Here is a 17,565-nt window from a genome sequence, read left to right as displayed (position 1 = left end):
ATGCGCATAAAGTATAACTGATTAATAATTCAAAGGTTATTGACCTTCATGGTCTAAAGGAAGACAAATAAGGAATTCTGTACCAATTCCAACTTCACTTTTTACTGTAATAGTGCCACTATGATTTTCAATAATTTTTTTGCATAACGCCAGACCTATCCCGGTTCCGTGCTGAGAGGTGTTTAATCTTTGGAATAATTTAAAAACCTGATCACTATATTTTGCATCAAAACCAACACCATTATCACGGAAAATTAGTTGCAGGTAATTTGTATTCTCCTTCAGTTTAAGTTCACTTGCATCAACAGCGTATATGATATCACCCAGTATAGAAATGGTACCTCCGGAGTTAGAATATTTTAATGCATTAGTAATAAGATTGGAAAAAAGCTGATGCATTTGAATCGGAATAGCATTAATAACCGGTAATGATGTCTGCTCGATGGTAATATTCTTTTCCAGAATCCAAAGTTCGCAATCTTCTATAACATTGCTCAATACTTCATTCAGGTCAGTTGGTGCAAACATTTGCTCACCTTGTGCAATTTCGGAATAGGCGAGAACATCCTTAATGAGCATAGTCATTCGAGAAGCTGATGATTCAATCTTTCGTATATCACGTAAAGCATCTTCATCCTTAATTTTGTGTGAAAGCATTTCTGCAAAAATTCGTATCTTACGTAAAGGCTCCTGAAGATCATGTGAGGCAATATGGGCATACTCTTCAAGCTGTTTATTTCGAAATTCTATATTTAGGGCATTTTCCTTTAATTGATCTTCAAATAATTTTCTTTCAGTCAGATCTCTTGTTACCTTAGAGAATCCAATAATAGTACCATCATCGTCATGCAGCGCTGTGAGAACCACAAAGCCCCAGAATTTTTCTCCGTTTTTCTTGAGTCTCCAACCTTCGTGCATTGCCTTTCCTTCGCGTGCAGCCCGATTTATAAGGGTTTGCGGCAGCTTTTTTTCTCTGTCTTCAATAAGATAAAACAAGCTGAAATTTTTGCCAATAATCTCTTTTTCAGTATATCCCTTTATTTTTTGTGCCCCTAAATTCCAATTTTGTACATTCCCGTCAGGGTCAAGCAGCAAGATGGCATAGTCTTCTACCTCTTCCACCATCTTATGATAGCGATCTTCACTTTTTTGGAGGTTTAAAGTCCTTTCAGTAACTTTTTCTTCTAATTGTTCTGATAAATTTTTATAACTGTTTTGACTATGTATAAGATGTTGATCGTGTTGGTATTTTTCGGATAAATCAACAAGCATATTCAAGGCACCTATCATTTTTCCTTCAGTATCCAAAATGGGTCTGGGATATGGCAGAACGTGTACACGAATACCATCGGGTTTTTCAATAATAATTTCGGCACTTTTAACAATCCTGCCTTCCTTCAAAGTAACTGCCATTGGGCATTTGTCAAGATCTAAAGTTGTTCCGTCAGGATTATAGATTTTCCAGGAACCGCACCACATGTCTTTACCTATTTCTGGGCGGCGCCCCCATAAATCTGCAGCTGCCTGATTAAAAAACGTAATTTTTCCTTGTAAATCACAGGTGTAAACCGCAGCTGGAAGGGCTTCCAGCAGTTGAAGTGAATTATAATCTACTGTATTTGTTGTGTCCATAATTGCCATATAGATAAAGATAAGCCAATTAAAAAAATAAACAAATTTAACTAAGGATTTAATTGATAGGTGGTAGCATTACCTTCAAAAAAAGAGATAAGTATTTCTACCAGACCATTAAGACTGGAGGGTTTTATAAGGTAATGTGAGGCACCAAGTTTTAAAGTATCTTCGATATCTTTTGAATAGGAAGATGTAGTAAACATTATTACAGGAACATCACGTAATTTCGATATTTTTCTTAATTCTTTCAGACAAGATCGTCCGTCCATAAAGGGCATATTGAGATCTAAAAAAATAAAATCCGGAATATAGTCAGGCTGGTCTTCTAAAATACGTAATGCATCTTCGCCATTTGTAGCTGTAACATATGTAGAAGATGAATTGGCTGCGCTAAGGGCTAACGAAAAAATTTCTCTGTCATCTTCGTCGTCGTCAATTAAAAAACACTTCATAATCGGTTAATGCAGTAGTATTAATTTGAGAAAAAACAAATATAAACAATCATACTAAATTATGCCAGCCTTTATATTTAATTTGCCTTACGGATTATTGAATGTCAGGTTTGATGATAAACTTTCTTTACGGAATATGATTTGTATGGAAGAATAAGAAAAAAATTATTCCGGTCTTTTTATATAATTGAAATAGCAGCTTTAAATTTTAAATCGGTATCTAATTTCAGATGTAAATCTTATAAGTCTGATGATTAATTCTGTAAAAATTGTATATGATTTGTTATATAAATTTGAAATTACGGAGGAGTTCTGGCAGAAGAAAAGAGGCAGACATTCTGCTTACAGAAGCGGCTTATAACACTGTTAATTTTGATGCAGCTGACAAAAGATAGTAATGAAGCTTAGAAGTTAAGACTGAGTTTTGTTAGAAAGCCTGCGGTGTACATGTTTATGCTGCAGGTTTTTTTGATTTAGTTATATGGTTTTCAGGAGTCGCTTCTCCGAGCTAATTAAGTAATTATTTAAACTAAAAAAACAAAAAAAGGATACGAACATTTTTTTGCTTAAATTTGAAAGAATAAAGAGGCAATTGAATAGTATTGATTATTGTTATTGTTTTTAATTTGAATTGATAAACTGCTAATTAATTTTATTATTATCAATGGATTAATGTCAAAAAAATGTTCAGCTTATAGAAAAAAACTTATAGGACACATTATGACTACGGTTTTTGAAATTATTGCTATTTAAAAATGTATCTAAAAAATATTTAATCAAAAGATGACTATGAAAAGTAAAATTCTACTTCTGTTTTTTATTCCTTATTTATCCTTTGCCCAGATAGGGATAAACACTACCGATCCCAGAACAACATTAGATGTTAATGGAGGGGTTACGCACAGGGAGGTGAGCTTTACCGTGGCTTCTAATGCAGTGAACATTAATACAGATACTTCGCTGGCCAATATTACAGGTACTGCTACGGGTACTGTAACTGTAACGGCATTTACCCCGACTATCAATGGACATATATTAACGATTTCCAATAATACTACAGGAGGTTTTGGTGCAACGTTTTCAGGAACGACAATTCCTAATGCCCAGGCCATAGGTTTTGTATATACCAATGGTGCATGGAAAACTACAATGGGATCATCAACAATATCAACAACTAATTTGTACAACAGTGATGGTACGCTGACAAGTAATCGTACTGTTGCACTGGGATCTAATACTCTTACTTTTTCAGGTACAGGAAGAGTTGAATTCGCAAATGCGTTCGGATACGCCAAAGATACATTCAGGGGGGTAGCAACAATATATAATGCTACAAACGGTGACGTATATGGTATGGAGCAGGTTTCAACCAGCCAGTCAGGGTCATCAGCTCCAGCTTTCCGTTTATTTACATCAAATTTTACGGGAGCATATCTCGCTTTTGGTAAATATACCACTGCAACTGCTTTTACTGAATATGCCAGGTTTCAAACAGCTACCGGTTTTTTTGGTATCTGGACTGGTAACGGAGCAAGTTCTACCTTACATGTAAACGGCAGTATTGCCACTAGTATCACGGTTATTTCGGGAAATGTAACATTAGGTGTGAGTAATAAAACAGTAATCATTCCGCTAGGGTCTGCATTTAACGTTACGTTGCCAGCTGCCAGCACAGGAAGCGGGAGAGTTTATACCATTGTTAATAATACAGTTGGTGCAAAAACCATAGGTAGTTATATTGATTTAGCCGGGGCTACTGTAACCACTATAGGCGCAGCAAGCAGTGTAGAAGTACAGAGTGATGGTACCAGCTGGCGTCAGATACAATAAAAAAAAAATGCTTTAAAGTATTACATAATCTTAAAGGACAATTAAAATGAAAAGTAAAATTCTACTGCTGTTTTTTATTCCTTATTTATCCTTTGCCCAGATAGGGATGAACACCACTGATCCCAGAACGATGCTGGATGTCAACGGAGCGGTTACCCGCAGGGAGGTAAGTTTTACTGTGGCTTCTAATGCGGCTAATATTAATACACAAACTTCACTGGCCAGTATTACAGGTACCGCTACCGGTACTGTTGCAGTAACGGCATTTACCCCGACTATTAATGGTCATATATTAACCATTTCCAATAATACCACAGGTGGTTTTAGTGCAACGTTCTCAGGTACTACTATTCTCAATGGACAGGCCGTACTTTTTATCTATACCAACGGAGCATGGAAGACTACATTAGGATCATCAGCAACAGCAACCGAGATTTATAACAGTAATGGGACTCTGACGGGCAATCGCACGGTAACGATGGGATCTAATAATCTTACTTTTTCGGGTTCGGGAAGACCTGAATTTCAGGCTCCGGTTGGGTTAGGATTTGCTAAAGACACGCACAGGGGAATTGCAGCAGTGTATGATGCGTCCACGGGTGACGCTTATGGTATGGAGAAAGTTTCAGCTGCCCAGACTGGTACGACAGATGCGCTGCGTGTGTTTACATCAAATGTCGGATCAGCATATCTCGCTTTTGGCAGATATACTAATGCAACCGCTTTTACTGAATATGGAAGGTTTACTAATCCGGGGAATTTTGGAATTGCTACTACTACACCAACTTCTACTTTGCAGGTCAATGGCAGTATTGCCAATAGTATTATAGTGATTTCCGCAGACCTGACATTAAATGACACCCATAAAACAGCAATCATTCCGCTTGCGTCTGCATTTACTATTACGCTGCCCACAGCGGCGGCAGTACCGAGTCGAATTTATAGTATTGTCAATAATGCAGCTGGTGCAAAAACCATAGGCAGTTATATTAATTTAGCCGGAAGTTCAGTAAGTACAATCAATGCCTCAAGCTGTGTTGAAGTACAGAGTGATGGTACTAACTGGTATCAGATACGATAATAGTAAGGTTATTTTAATAATGTATTCGATAATTGATTTATTTATTCCTTTTCTTTTAGGAAATGATTATTGAAAAAAATTTTACCCGGATATTTCTTTGCATAGGTAGCTATCAAATTCATGATGTATTGGCTGCTCTTGTAAGGCGTTACAAAATCTCTTATTTCTGAAGGCTCGGTAAATCCAATATCCGATGTGATGTAACCCATGCCATAAAAGTGACCATTTTCGATCCAAATACAACTATGCTCATCTGTTGACCTGCCTTTATCTATAATGGCGAAACTTGATCTGTTACTTATTAAAAAATCAAGAGCATCTTCGATCTGACTGTTGTGAGATATAACGTCGGGTAAATTTTCGACATCATTCTTTTTGATGAATTCCCCTTCTGCGGGTCTGGAGTATTTGCAGAATCTATAATCAATTTCAAACTGTTGGGCAAGGCTGCGTAGTAAATTTATGGCATCATATTCATTATTAAAAGCTTCGATACAAGGCTGAAATTTGTTCAGTTTCCCAACAACCAGGTATTTGTATCCACTACGGGCTTCATAATAATAGAGTCCATATTTTGGTTCAAATCGTTTTAATGCCCTGTTATATGTTGGCCAAAGTTTCTTAATTTCAGTATATTCCAGTAAAAGTGCCATTAATTCAGTTGCACAGACTTCAAACGAAATTCCGTATATATCCCTTAAGAAATTTTGCCTTTGTGGTTTGACATTATGACCGCTGAAATGAGAAGCCACACGCTTTTTTAAGTTGATTGCTTTACCTACATAAATCACCTTTTTTACTTCATTATAAAAATAATATACACCCGGTTTTTCCGGTAACTGTTCAAAGTCTTCTGGTGGCAGGTTAGGAGGTAAGCGCTGGTCTTGTGAGGTATTCTTAATCATTTTTGTGATCTCTCCTTCGCTGTCCCATTCCAGTAATTTAGAAAATAATATGGCGGTAGCATCAGCATCACCACCTGCACGATGTCGATCCTTGACTGGTATATTCAGTGAAGTGCAAAGGTTTCCCAGACTGTAGGATCCAAGTCCCGCCCTGATTTTTCTTGCTGCACGAACGGTGCACAATTTTCTCGCTGTCCACTTAAATCCTGCTTCTTCAAGTTGATGTCTGACGAATGAATAGTCGAAGTTGACATTATGAGCAACGAAGATACGCCCTGTAAGCATTTGTAGTACTTTTTCAGATATGTCATCAAAGACAGGGGCACTTTTTACCATTTCATTGTTAATACCGGTTAAGGCAAAAATGGGAAGCGGTATTTCCTTTTCCGGGTTCACGAGGGTTTCCCAGCGATCAATTACACTTGTTCCGTTATGAATGATAATAGCGATTTCAGTAATACGGCTGCCACTGGCATTACCGCCTGTGGTCTCAATATCTACTATGGCATATTCCTGTTTTTTCATCTAAAAAAATATAACGTAAAACCTATTCTTAATCTTAATAGTTTACAAAGTATGAAATATTTTATTTTTTAAATTATTTCATTTTATGGATATGTTAATCTGATGCTCCTGAGGATAGGGCAGGTTTTGGATTATCAATATTATGAAATCCTTTATTGTCTGCTATTGTACTTTGTGTTGTCTGCCTTTTTTATTGGAGTATTTCAGATTCGGAATTAAAATACATTATCTTTAAAGTAAACCCTGTAGTTTACATGTCAGATAATTTGGCAAAAAATAATAATTTTATAATTCGCATTTTTTAAGGTTGCAAATTTAAACAAAATGTCACATAATATCCAAATTAAACAATAAATGCGAATGAATTAAAGTGTTGTTTGTGAATGTTTTAATTATTTGTTCGTTGTTCTTTTATCAGTTAACCCTTTTTGTTACTATTAAATTTAGGAATATAAAATAGTTTACTGTTTTCAATTAAATTCAGAGACTTATGGTATCTTTGAAAACAACTACAGTAAATGAAAAACGAAAATTTAATCCCGGATAGTATTATTCAATTAATGAATCAGGGAGGGAGCAATTATAATAACGAATTAATCCTTGTTTATAAAAAGCTTGCCTTGCAAATTGAGGAGGGAGAAAAACATACTGCCGAATTATTTACTGCTAATGTAGAATTGGCTTTTCAGAATCAGGAAAAAGAACGTGCTGCGGAATTGGTCATAGCCAATAAAGAACTTGCTTTTCAAAACCACGAAAAAGAAAACCGTGCTGCAGAATTGGTGATAGCCAATAAGGAACTTATTTTTCAGAATCAGGAAAAAGAAAAACGTGCTGCAGAATTGGTGATAGCCAATAAGGAACTTATTTTTCAGAATCAGGAAAAAGAAAAACGTGCTACAGAATTGGTGATAGCTAATAAGGAGCTTATTTTTCAGAATCAGGAAAAAGAAAAGCGTGCTGCGGAATTGGTCATTGCTAATAAAGAACTCGCTTTTCAAAATCAGGAAAAAGAAAAACGTGCTGCAGAATTGGCTGTAGCCAATAAAGAACTTGCTTTTCAAAACCAGGAAAAAGAAAAACGCGCTGCAGAATTGGTCATAGCCAATAAGGAACTTGTTTTTCAGAATCAGGAAAAAGAAAAGCGTGCCGCAGAATTAATTCTTGCTAACAAAGAACTTGAATCTTTTACTTACATATCAAGTCATGATTTACAGGAGCCTTTGAGAAAAATTCAGATGTTTTCTAATCGCGTCCTTCTGGAAGAATCAAAAAAATTATCTCAAAAAGGTGTGCACTACTTTGAGCGTATAGAGCATTCGGCTTTACATATGCAGACATTAATAAATGATTTGCTTGCGTATTCGCGTACCACAGAGACCAAAAGAAAATTTGAAAAAATTCTCCTCAATGAAATAGTTGCTGAGGTAATGGATTCAATGGAGGAAGAGTTACAAGAAAAAGAAGCAATAATTGAAATCACTGATCTTTGTGAAGTTACAATTATCCCTTTTCAGTTTCGTCAACTTTTACAGAATCTTATTACCAATTCACTAAAATTTTGCATGCCTGAACAAAAGCCGCATATAAGTATTACATGCCGTTATATTGATAAAAATGAAGCCTCGCAAAAAGAAATGCCTTTAGAAACGGAATATTATTGTATTAACTTCAGCGATAAGGGTATTGGCTTTGATTCTCAATATAAAGATCGGATTTTCGAAATTTTTCAGCGGCTTAATGATGCCAAAAGTTACGAAGGAACCGGTATTGGACTTACTATCGTGAAGAAAATTGTCGAGAACCACAACGGGATTATCATTGCAAAAGGAGAAGTTGGGACAGGAGCTACATTTGAGATTTATATTCCGGTTAATCAAAATTTCTAAAGCAGTTCGCTATAATAAATGTTACTGACTTTTTTCCATACCAGCGGTAAAAATAACTTTGATTTTAACCCTAGTTTTTATATTTTTTTCGATATTCACGAGGAGAAATTTCCATTTCCTTACTGAATGATTTTGAAAAATGATAAGGGTCATAGTAACCAAGATAATAGGCAATTTCATTTATTTTCATATTACTGAATTGCAATAATGAACAGGATTTTTGGATTTTCAATTTATTTAAATATTCAATAGGGGTAAACGATGTTTTTTCTAAAAATAAATTGCGAAAATAAGAGTCTGAATACCCTACATGTTTTGCAATTTGACTAAGGGTTAATTTGTTGGTCAGATTATCTCTCATGAAAATAATACTCATAGGAATGGTATCCAGATCTGATGTATTAATTGATTTTATTCTTATAAATTGATCAATATATTTTATACTGGATAAAAAATGTTTTAGGCAAATACTTGAATATTCTAAGTTATCAGCATAGAATCCCATCTCTAAATTTTGATACATTTCCTCAAAAAGATCGAGACGATTTGATATTCTGACATCATTTAAAGTTATAATTTTTTCAGCAGCAGGAGCGTATAAGGAAGATTTTGTGCCCCTAAAATGAATCCAATAGATGCTCCAGGGGTTTGAAGCTTCAGACTCATACGAATGAGGTTTGTTTGCCGGAATGATTAGAATTTGATTTTCTGTAAGTTTAAATTGTTCGTTTCCTATTGTTATAGTTCCTTTCCCTTTTTCACAATAAATTAAAATATCTTCAAGCGCACCTTTTGAACGTTTGCGAAAATGATTTTTTGCATTTGGATAATAACCAATGTGGGTAATATAAAGCGATTTGGTTAATTCATTATTGGTTTGAAAATTCCGAATGCTGTATGGTAATACAATTGCTCTTTCTCCTTTAAAACCATCCGCTATATGTTCCATTTGTCAAAAAGTTATAGTTGTATTAAATAAGGTGAATAATACAGGTTTTATAAAATATTATTGTTCAAAACTAGTTATTTAAGCCGTTTTGGGTGCAATTGATTACAACTCTTATTTCATATAAAAAATAAGTTAAAAATATATTTATATAAATCATTGTCAGGCTGAGCGGAGTCGAAGCCCTTTCCATGGAGAAAGCCTTCGACTCCGCTCAGGATGACATCTATTTTGAACTACACCCAATGGATTTATTTCTAGATACAATAATATCCCCTAAATTCTGGCAATGATCTATATTTGGCTAAATTAGTTGTTTTATACATCTTTTTATTTGTTTTTTGCATTTTTTGACTGCTGTTATACTTCTAAATTTGTCTTTCAATACTATAAAATTTTAGATCATGGGTAAAAATAATTCTTCTTATTTGCTTTTCATCGCTTTAGTTTCTGCTTTGGGTGGATTGTTATTTGGGTATGACTGGGTGGTTATTGGAGGTGCTAAGCCGTTTTATGAAGTTTTTTTCAATATAACCGACGTTCCTTCAATGCAGGGCTGGGTAATGGGAAGTGCTATTTTAGGTTGTTTATTGGGAGTGATGATTTCAGGAAGTATGTCTGATAAATACGGGAGAAAACCATTGATGATTGTCGCTTCAATTTTATTCACATTAGCAGCAGTTGGGACTGGATGTGCGAATGAAATAGATATGTTTATTTTTTGGAGAATAATAGGAGGGATTGGTATCGGAATTGCGTCTAACCTTTCTCCAATGTATATAGCAGAAATTGCGCCTAGTGAATCAAGAGGGAAATTTGTATCCATTAATCAATTGACTATTGTTTTTGGTATTTTGGCTGCCCAAATCGTAAACATGCTGATAGCAAAACCTATTGTTGATGGCAGTATTTTGTTAGATTCATGGAATGTACAATGGGGCTGGAGATATATGTTTTGGGCAGGGGCGATACCTTCCGTAGCTTTCTTTGCCTTAATATTAATTATCCCGGAAAGTCCAAGATGGCTGGCCAGTAAATATAAATACGATAAGGCGGAATCTATTTTTACAAAAATTGGAGGAGTTAAATTTGCAATTGAGCAAATCGAAGAATTGAAATCTGCAGTTAGCGCTACAAAAGAAGCAGTTAGTTATAAAATGTTGTTTGAAGGTAAAATGCCTAAAATTCTTTTATTGGGTATTGTTATCGCTGCTTTTCAGCAATGGTGTGGAATTAATGTTGTTTTTAATTATGCTCAGGAAATATTTTCTGCTGCAGGTTATGGTGTCTCAGATATTCTCTTCAACATCGTTATTACAGGTTTGACAAACCTTATATTTACCTATGTCGGAATGTTGCTGGTTGATAAACTTGGAAGAAGGCCTCTAATGCTTTTTGGATCCATAGGATTGGCATGTATTTATGCACTCTTAGGTATATGTTATTATTTTGCTGTGACAGGCGCTGCCGTTTTAATACTTGTAATTCTTGCTATCGCTTGTTATGCCATGACGCTTGCACCGGTAACCTGGGTAGTTTTATCTGAGATATTTCCCGTAAAAATTCGGGCAATGGCAATGGCTGTGAGCACCTTTTCATTATGGACTGCCTGTTTCGTGCTTACCTATACATTCCCGTTATTAAATAATAGTTTAGGGTCTTACGGAACATTTTGGCTTTACGGAATAATTTGTTTTCTGGGGTATCTCTTTTTGCGAATTTATTTAGCAGAAACAAAAGGAAAATCATTAGAGCAAATAGAAGCAGAATTAACAAAATAACAACGGATAATAAATTAAGATGGAAAAATTAACTCCGGTCCAACCAAATATAATTGAAGAAAATCAATCGCTTTCAAATTCATCGTTTATTACTTCAGAAATAAAAGATGAAGAAATCACTTCTTACTTAATCCAGTCTACTGTTCATGAGGATGGTGTAGTTCGCGCATGGGAAGAGGATATTATGCTGCCGACTTATGAAATTGGCGAAGAAGAAAAAAATCCTATTTTTCTTGAAAAGAGGGTTTATCAGGGAAGCTCAGGTGCCGTTTATCCTTATCCGGTAGTTGAAAAAATATCGGATGTAAAGAAGGATAAATTATATCATGCCTTGTTTGTAGAAAATAAATACATTAAAATAATGATTTTACCTGAGCTCGGAGGCCGTATTCATATGGCTTATGATAAGGTAAAGCAACGTCATTTTGTATATTACAATCAGGTAATTAAGCCTGCACTGGTAGGACTTACCGGACCCTGGATTTCAGGAGGAATTGAGTTCAACTGGCCGCAGCATCACCGTCCAAGTACTTTTTTGCCTACGGATTATAGTATTGAAGAGAATGCTGACGGGAGTAAAACCGTTTGGTGTAATGAAGTGGAAAGAATGTTTAGGACCAAAGGAATGCAGGGATTCACCTTGCATCCTGATAAGGCTTATATCGAAATAAAAGTCAAAATTTATAACAGGACTGCTTTTCCTCAAACTTTTCTTTGGTGGGCAAATCCTGCCGTTGTTGTTAATGATGAATATAAGTCTGTTTTTCCGCCGGATGTAAATTTTGTATTTGACCACGGAAAACGTGACGTCTCAAATTTCCCCATAGCAACCGGAGAATATTACAAACAGGATTACTCGGCAGGCGTGGATATTTCGAAGTATAAAAATATTCCTGTGCCAACATCGTATATGGCTGTTCATTCTAAATATAATTTTGTTGGAGGTTATGAAGATGGTGTACAGGCAGGTTTGCTGCACGTTGCCAATCATCATGTATCTCCGGGTAAAAAACAATGGACATGGGGTAATGGAGATTTTGGTCTTGCCTGGGACAGAAATCTGACTGATAAAGACGGACCTTACATTGAATTAATGACAGGTGTTTTTACAGATAATCAACCTGATTTTTCCTGGCTGCAGGCTTATGAAGAAAAATCGTGGATTCAGTATTTTATGCCTTATGCCGAAGTTGGTTATGTAAAAAATGCTACTAAAGATGCCATAATCAATATTGAAGTGGATGGAAATAAAGCAGATTTAATTTTGTTCACAACCAGTCTTTTTACCAATTTAAAATTAGAATTAAAAGATGTTCAGGGAAATGTATTACATCAGGAAGTAATTACTATTTCGCCATATAATCCATATAAAAAGAGGGTATCAATTGGTGATAATTTATCAGAAAATTTAATTTTCAGCATCCATACCGAAGAAGGCAAAATTCTTGTTGAATATCAAGAAGAAAAGCCGGAAATTAAACCTGCACCGGATCCGGCAAAAGCGGCTCTTGATCCTAAAGAAATAGCATCGATTGAGCAATTATTTCTAACAGGTTTGCATCTTGAACAATACCGTCATGCTACTTATAATCCGTTAGATTATTACGAAGAAGCATTAAGCAGAGATCCTAAGGATGTACGTTGTAATAATGCTGTTGGTTTATTAATGCTAAGACGCGGACAATTTAAAAGGGCAGAGGGCTATTTTAGAACTGCTGTTGAAGTATTGACAGAACGCAGTCCAAATCCTTATGATGGTGAACCACATTATAATTTAGGGTTCTGTTTAAAAATTCAGGGAAAATTGGATGAGGCTTATACCGCTCTTTTTAAATCTACCTGGAATGCTGCCTGGCAGGATGCTGCATTTTTTGCTTTGGCACAAATAGAGTGTATCAGAGGAGAATGGAAAGAAGCCTTAGAGCGTATTGATTCATGTTTGATACGCAATTGGCACAATCATAAAGCACGTCAATTAAAAACTTCCATATTAAGAAAATTAGGAAAAACAGAAGAAGCCCTTGTTTTAGCTGAAGAATCAATTACAATTGATCGTTTTAATATGGGATGCCGATTTGAGAAGTACCTGCTGACTAACAACGAAACGGAACTTAATGAAATGAACACGATCATGCGCAAATGGCCGCATGGCTATATCGAATATGCGCTTGATTTCGCGGGAGCAGGATTATATAATGAAGCTATTCAGTTTTTACAGGAATGTACTCAGGAAGTTGATACGGTTTATCCAATGGTTTTCTATACGATAGGTTATTTTGAATCTATGAAAGGAAATAAAAACGAGGCTGTTAAATGGTACAAAAAAGCCTCAATATTGTCTCCGGAAAAATGTTTTCCTAATCGAATTGAAGAAGTTAATATTCTGCAGGATGCCATTTTATTGAATCCTGATGATGCAAAAGCATCTTTTTATTTAGGAAATTTTTGGTATGCATTTCGTCAATATGATAATGCGATACAATGTTGGGAAAGCTCAGTAAAAATTGATGATCAATTCCCAACAGTTTTAAGGAATCTTGCTCTTGCCTATTTTAATAAACAAGGAAATAAAATTCGTGCTCAGGAAGTATTAGAAAAAGCATTTAAAATCGATACAACAGATTCCAGAATATTTATGGAATTAGATCAGCTGTATAAAAAAACAGCAAAATCGCCTATTGAACGACTGGCACTTTTTGAGAAATATAGTAATTTAACAGAAGAAAGAGATGATTTATGTATTGAACGTATCGGTTTATATTGTCAGATTGGTAAATATGAAGAGGCAAAAAATCATATTGCTGTCAGAAAATTTCATCCCTGGGAAGGCGGCGAAGGTAAAGTAACAGGCTTATATACTTTGTGCAGGGTAGAATTAGCCAAAATTGCAATAGTCGAAAAACGTTTTTCAGAGGCAATTCAGCTGCTTAAGGAAACAGAAATATATCCTCATAATTTAGGTGAAGGAAAATTAAAAAATGCTGAAGAAAACGAAGTCCATTATTACAAAGGATTAGCTTATAAAGGATTAGGCGATGAGAAAAATGCTCAAGCAAATTTTATGCAGGCGACACTTGGATCACCGGAACCTGTTCAGGCGTTTTTCTATAACGATCAACAGCCGGATAAGATATTTTATCAGGGACTGGCCTGGCGTGAATTAGGAGATGAAGACAAAGCCCGCAGTCGTTTTAATAAATTAGTGGCTCATGGCGAAAAGTATTTATTTGAAAAATGCCGTATCGATTATTTTGCCGTATCGCTTCCGGACCTTGCTATTTGGGAAGATGATTTAAACATTCGTAACCAGGTACATTGCAATTATGTTATGGCTTTAGGGCATAGTGGTTTAGGAAATGACGAACTTTCAGAAAGTTTCTATCAAAAAGTGAAGCAATTAGACATAAACAAATACACGTTTAGAAAATAATTATTCTGTCGGCAATTTAAATTTTAATTATCAAAACATTCAAAATGAAAAATATTTTATTGTTAGTCCTTACGTCATTTTTACTGTGTTCATGGAGTTCCATGGATAAAAAAATAATTGACATTTCCGGTCAATGGACAGTACAATTAGACAGTACCGATATTGGATTGCAAAACGGGTGGCAAAATACGACTTTTAAACAAATAGTAAACCTACCGGGAACAACAGATGATTTTGGGATTGGAATTCCTAACAAACTAAAACCAGGTCTTTCAAAACCTCAGTTAAGTCATTTAACCAGAAAAAATAGTTATACAGGAGCAGCCTGGTACACCCGCGAAATAGAAATCCCCAGCGATTGGAAAGGAAAGGAATTGATATTGAAATTGGAACGTGTGATTTGGAAAACGAATGTCTGGATAGATGGCAAAGAGGTCAAATCGGAACAAAATAGTTTGGTTTCTCCTCATTATTTTGACTTGTCCGGTTATTTAATTCCGGGTAAAAAGCAAAGAATAACTGTGCGTGTTGACAACAGAAAGCAGTTTGATATCAGCCTGGACAATATGGCGCATGCTTATACGAATGAGACTCAGATTATTTGGAATGGGATTATTGGCAAAATGAATATTGAAGCTTTAGATCCAATTCATATTTCTAATGTACAGGTAAATCCGGATATTGATTTAAATAAAATTAAAGTAGCTGTTACTTTAAATAATAGCTCGAAAAATACTCAAAAAGGAGTGTTGAATATTGTTGCTGTAAATAAAAAAAGCAAAGAATCGGTCGTTGCCCTTGAACAAACGGTTCAAATAACAAGCGGACAATCCGTTGTAAATCTTGATTATAATATGGGTAAGGACATAAAGCTTTGGAGTGAATTTTCTCCGGAGCTGTATGAATTAAAAGTCCAATTGAAAGCAGTAAAGTCCAAATCGGAAAAAGCAGTCGATTTTGGAATGCGAAAGTTTTCAAAAAACGGAACTGTTTTAACGATAAACAATAAAGCTGTTTTTTTAAGAGGAACCTTAGAATGCAATATTTTTCCACTTACCGGACATCCTCCAATGGACAAACAAGGCTGGCAAAAAGTGTTTAAAACAGCTAAGGAATGGGGTTTGAACCACCTTCGTTTTCATTCCTGGTGTCCTCCGGAAGCTGCTTTTGAAGTGGCAGACGAAATGGGTTTTTACCTGCAGGTAGAACTTCCGGTTTGGGTTTTAAATATTGGAAAAGATAAAAAAGTGACTGACTTTTTATATTCGGAAGCGCAACATATGATTGAGGAATATGGCAATCATCCTTCTTTTTGTCTGTGGTCCATGGGCAATGAATTACAGGGAGACATGGCACTTTTAACTGAAATGGTTAAAAATATTAGAACTCAGGATCTAAGACATTTGTACACCGGTACTTCTTTTACTTTTGAAAAAGGACACGGTACTTTACCTGAACCGCAGGATGATTTTTTTATTACACAATGGACAAACAAAGGCTGGGTGCGTGGGCAAGGGGTTTTTAACAGTGAATCTCCAGCGTTCAATAAAGATTACAAGATTGCTTTGCAAGATGTTACGGTGCCTTTAATTACACATGAAATAGGCCAGTATGCGGTTTATCCAAAAATAGATGAGATTCCGAAATATACAGGAGTTTTAGAACCATTAAATTTCATGGCTGTAAAAGAAGATCTGGAACGTAAAGGATTAATCAATAAAGCTGCTGATTATACCAAAGCTTCCGGAAAGCTGGCTGCGATACTTTATAAAGAAGAAATAGAAAGAGCATTGAAAACAGCCGGAATCAGTGGATTTCAGTTGTTGGACTTACATGATTTTCCGGGTCAGGGAACAGCATTGGTAGGATTGTTAGATGCTTTTTGGGATAGTAAAAATTTAATTTCGGCAGAAGAATTCAGGCAGTTTTCTTCTCCGGTTGTTCCTTTGCTGCGTTTCTCCAAAGCAACCTATACTAACAATGAATCTTTTACAGCCAGTCTGGATGTAAGCAATTTTTCGGGTGATGCCTTAAATGATAAAGTGATTGAATGGAGTATACTAAATGATACTACTGTAATTGCATCCGGAACTGTAACCAAAACTATTAATTCTGGTTATAATCACGAGTTATTTACAATTAGTGAAAGCCTTCAAAAAATTAAAAAGGCGATTAAACTAACTTTTAAAGTAAATATAAAAGATACTGATTATAAAAACCAATGGAATATTTGGGTTTATCCTGAGCAGCAAAATATAAATTATGGCGATGTAGTTTATACAAGAAGTCTTGAAGAAGCTTATAAATCATTGAAGGCAGGCCGTAAAGTATTATTAAATCCTGACTGGAAGAAAATAAAAGGGATAGAAGGGAAGTTTGTTCCTGTATTTTGGAGCCCTGTCCATTTTCCAAAACAAGCAGGAACCATGGGAGTACTTTGTAATCCTTCGCACAAAGTTTTTACCGATTTCCCTACGGATATGCATACCGATTGGCAATGGTGGGACTTAAATGTTAATTCTACAACCCTAATTGTTGACAGCATTATTGGTGGCAGTCCTTTAGTAGAAATGGTAGATAATTTTGCCAATAATCGTAAACTGGCACCACTTTTTGAAGGAAGCATAGGTTCAGGGAAACTTGTAATAGCTTCTTTTGATTTATCAAAGGATCTGGAAAAACGTCCGGTTGCAAAACAAATGTTAATCTCGATCCTTAATTATATGAATAGTACCTCTTTCAATCCAGAAGTCATAAAGAATCCTGATACTTTGAAATCAATTCTGGCTGATCAAAAGGAAAAGGGTAAAGAAGCAGCTACAAGTATTTATTAAAAAAAAACTTAATTCTGCCGAATCCGTATAAACAGTAAAATGAAATGTATACTTCGTTTGCTGTTTATACGGATTTTATTTTTTTTTAAGATTATACGCTTCCTGATAAAAAAAATTATAATAATTTTCTGTTCTTTGTATCTCAGAATTTATTTAGAATAAGTTAACCCGTTGGGTGTAATTAGCAAAAAAGTTAATTTAACACATAGAAGCATAGATTTTAAAATGTTTATAAAAAGATAATTTAAAAAAATCTT

General features: G+C 35.2%; 10 protein-coding genes. 6 read left to right on the top strand and 4 right to left on the bottom strand.

Annotation, left to right across the window (positions count from 1 at the left end; all coding sequences use genetic code 11):
* Window positions 1-36: 36 nt before the first annotated feature.
* Both PMI10_RS15815 and PMI10_RS15810 read right to left on the bottom strand, forming a co-directional pair.
* Window positions 37-1,632, bottom strand: a complete 1,596-nt coding sequence (locus PMI10_RS15815; protein ID WP_162129568.1) for a PAS domain-containing sensor histidine kinase — start codon at window positions 1,630-1,632, stop codon at window positions 37-39.
* Window positions 1,633-1,682: 50 nt separating this feature from the next.
* Complete coding sequence (locus tag PMI10_RS15810; RefSeq protein WP_007809809.1) at window positions 1,683-2,087, bottom strand: response regulator; 405 nt, start codon at window positions 2,085-2,087, stop codon at window positions 1,683-1,685.
* A gap of 789 nt (window positions 2,088-2,876) precedes the next feature.
* Here PMI10_RS15810 and PMI10_RS15805 point away from each other — a divergent pair.
* Both PMI10_RS15805 and PMI10_RS15800 read left to right on the top strand, forming a co-directional pair.
* Window positions 2,877-3,917 carry a hypothetical protein gene (locus PMI10_RS15805; protein ID WP_007809805.1) on the top strand — a complete coding sequence of 347 codons (1,041 nt, stop codon included), beginning with the start codon at window positions 2,877-2,879 and terminating at the stop codon, window positions 3,915-3,917.
* Window positions 3,918-3,963: 46 nt separating this feature from the next.
* A complete protein-coding gene (locus PMI10_RS15800) occupies window positions 3,964-4,998 on the top strand; it encodes a hypothetical protein (protein ID WP_007809803.1) in 1,035 nt (344 codons plus the stop codon).
* A gap of 41 nt (window positions 4,999-5,039) precedes the next feature.
* Here the strand turns inward: PMI10_RS15800 and PMI10_RS15795 are convergent, their stop codons facing one another.
* Entirely contained in the window at window positions 5,040-6,428 is a 1,389-nt protein-coding gene (locus tag PMI10_RS15795) for an exonuclease domain-containing protein (RefSeq protein ID WP_007809801.1), read from the bottom strand.
* Window positions 6,429-6,946: 518 nt separating this feature from the next.
* Between PMI10_RS15795 and PMI10_RS15790 the strand changes: the two genes are divergently transcribed.
* Window positions 6,947-8,317: a sensor histidine kinase gene (locus tag PMI10_RS15790; RefSeq protein WP_007809800.1), complete on the top strand. Its 1,371-nt coding sequence runs from the start codon at window positions 6,947-6,949 to the stop codon at window positions 8,315-8,317.
* 70 nt (window positions 8,318-8,387) lie between these two features.
* Here the strand turns inward: PMI10_RS15790 and PMI10_RS15785 are convergent, their stop codons facing one another.
* Complete coding sequence (locus tag PMI10_RS15785) at window positions 8,388-9,266, bottom strand: AraC family transcriptional regulator (RefSeq protein ID WP_007809799.1); 879 nt, start codon at window positions 9,264-9,266, stop codon at window positions 8,388-8,390.
* Window positions 9,267-9,667: 401 nt separating this feature from the next.
* Between PMI10_RS15785 and PMI10_RS15780 the strand changes: the two genes are divergently transcribed.
* The 3 genes from PMI10_RS15780 to PMI10_RS15770 are packed head-to-tail and all read left to right on the top strand — an operon-like array spanning window position 9,668 to window position 17,308.
* Window positions 9,668-11,044, top strand: a complete 1,377-nt coding sequence (locus PMI10_RS15780; RefSeq protein WP_007809797.1) for a sugar porter family MFS transporter — start codon at window positions 9,668-9,670, stop codon at window positions 11,042-11,044.
* Window positions 11,045-11,063: 19 nt separating this feature from the next.
* Window positions 11,064-14,474, top strand: coding sequence for a tetratricopeptide repeat protein (locus PMI10_RS15775; RefSeq protein WP_007809794.1), 3,411 nt, complete (start codon window positions 11,064-11,066; stop codon window positions 14,472-14,474).
* Between the two features lie 44 nt (window positions 14,475-14,518).
* Entirely contained in the window at window positions 14,519-17,308 is a 2,790-nt protein-coding gene (locus tag PMI10_RS15770) for a sugar-binding domain-containing protein (protein WP_007809792.1), read from the top strand.
* Window positions 17,309-17,565 lie beyond the last annotated feature (257 nt).

It is taken from the genome of Flavobacterium sp. CF136, from assembly GCF_000282055.1.
GTDB lineage: Bacteria > Bacteroidota > Bacteroidia > Flavobacteriales > Flavobacteriaceae > Flavobacterium.
The sequence above is the reverse complement of the archived record's forward strand: the minus strand, read 5'-3'. Positions and strand labels throughout refer to the sequence as shown.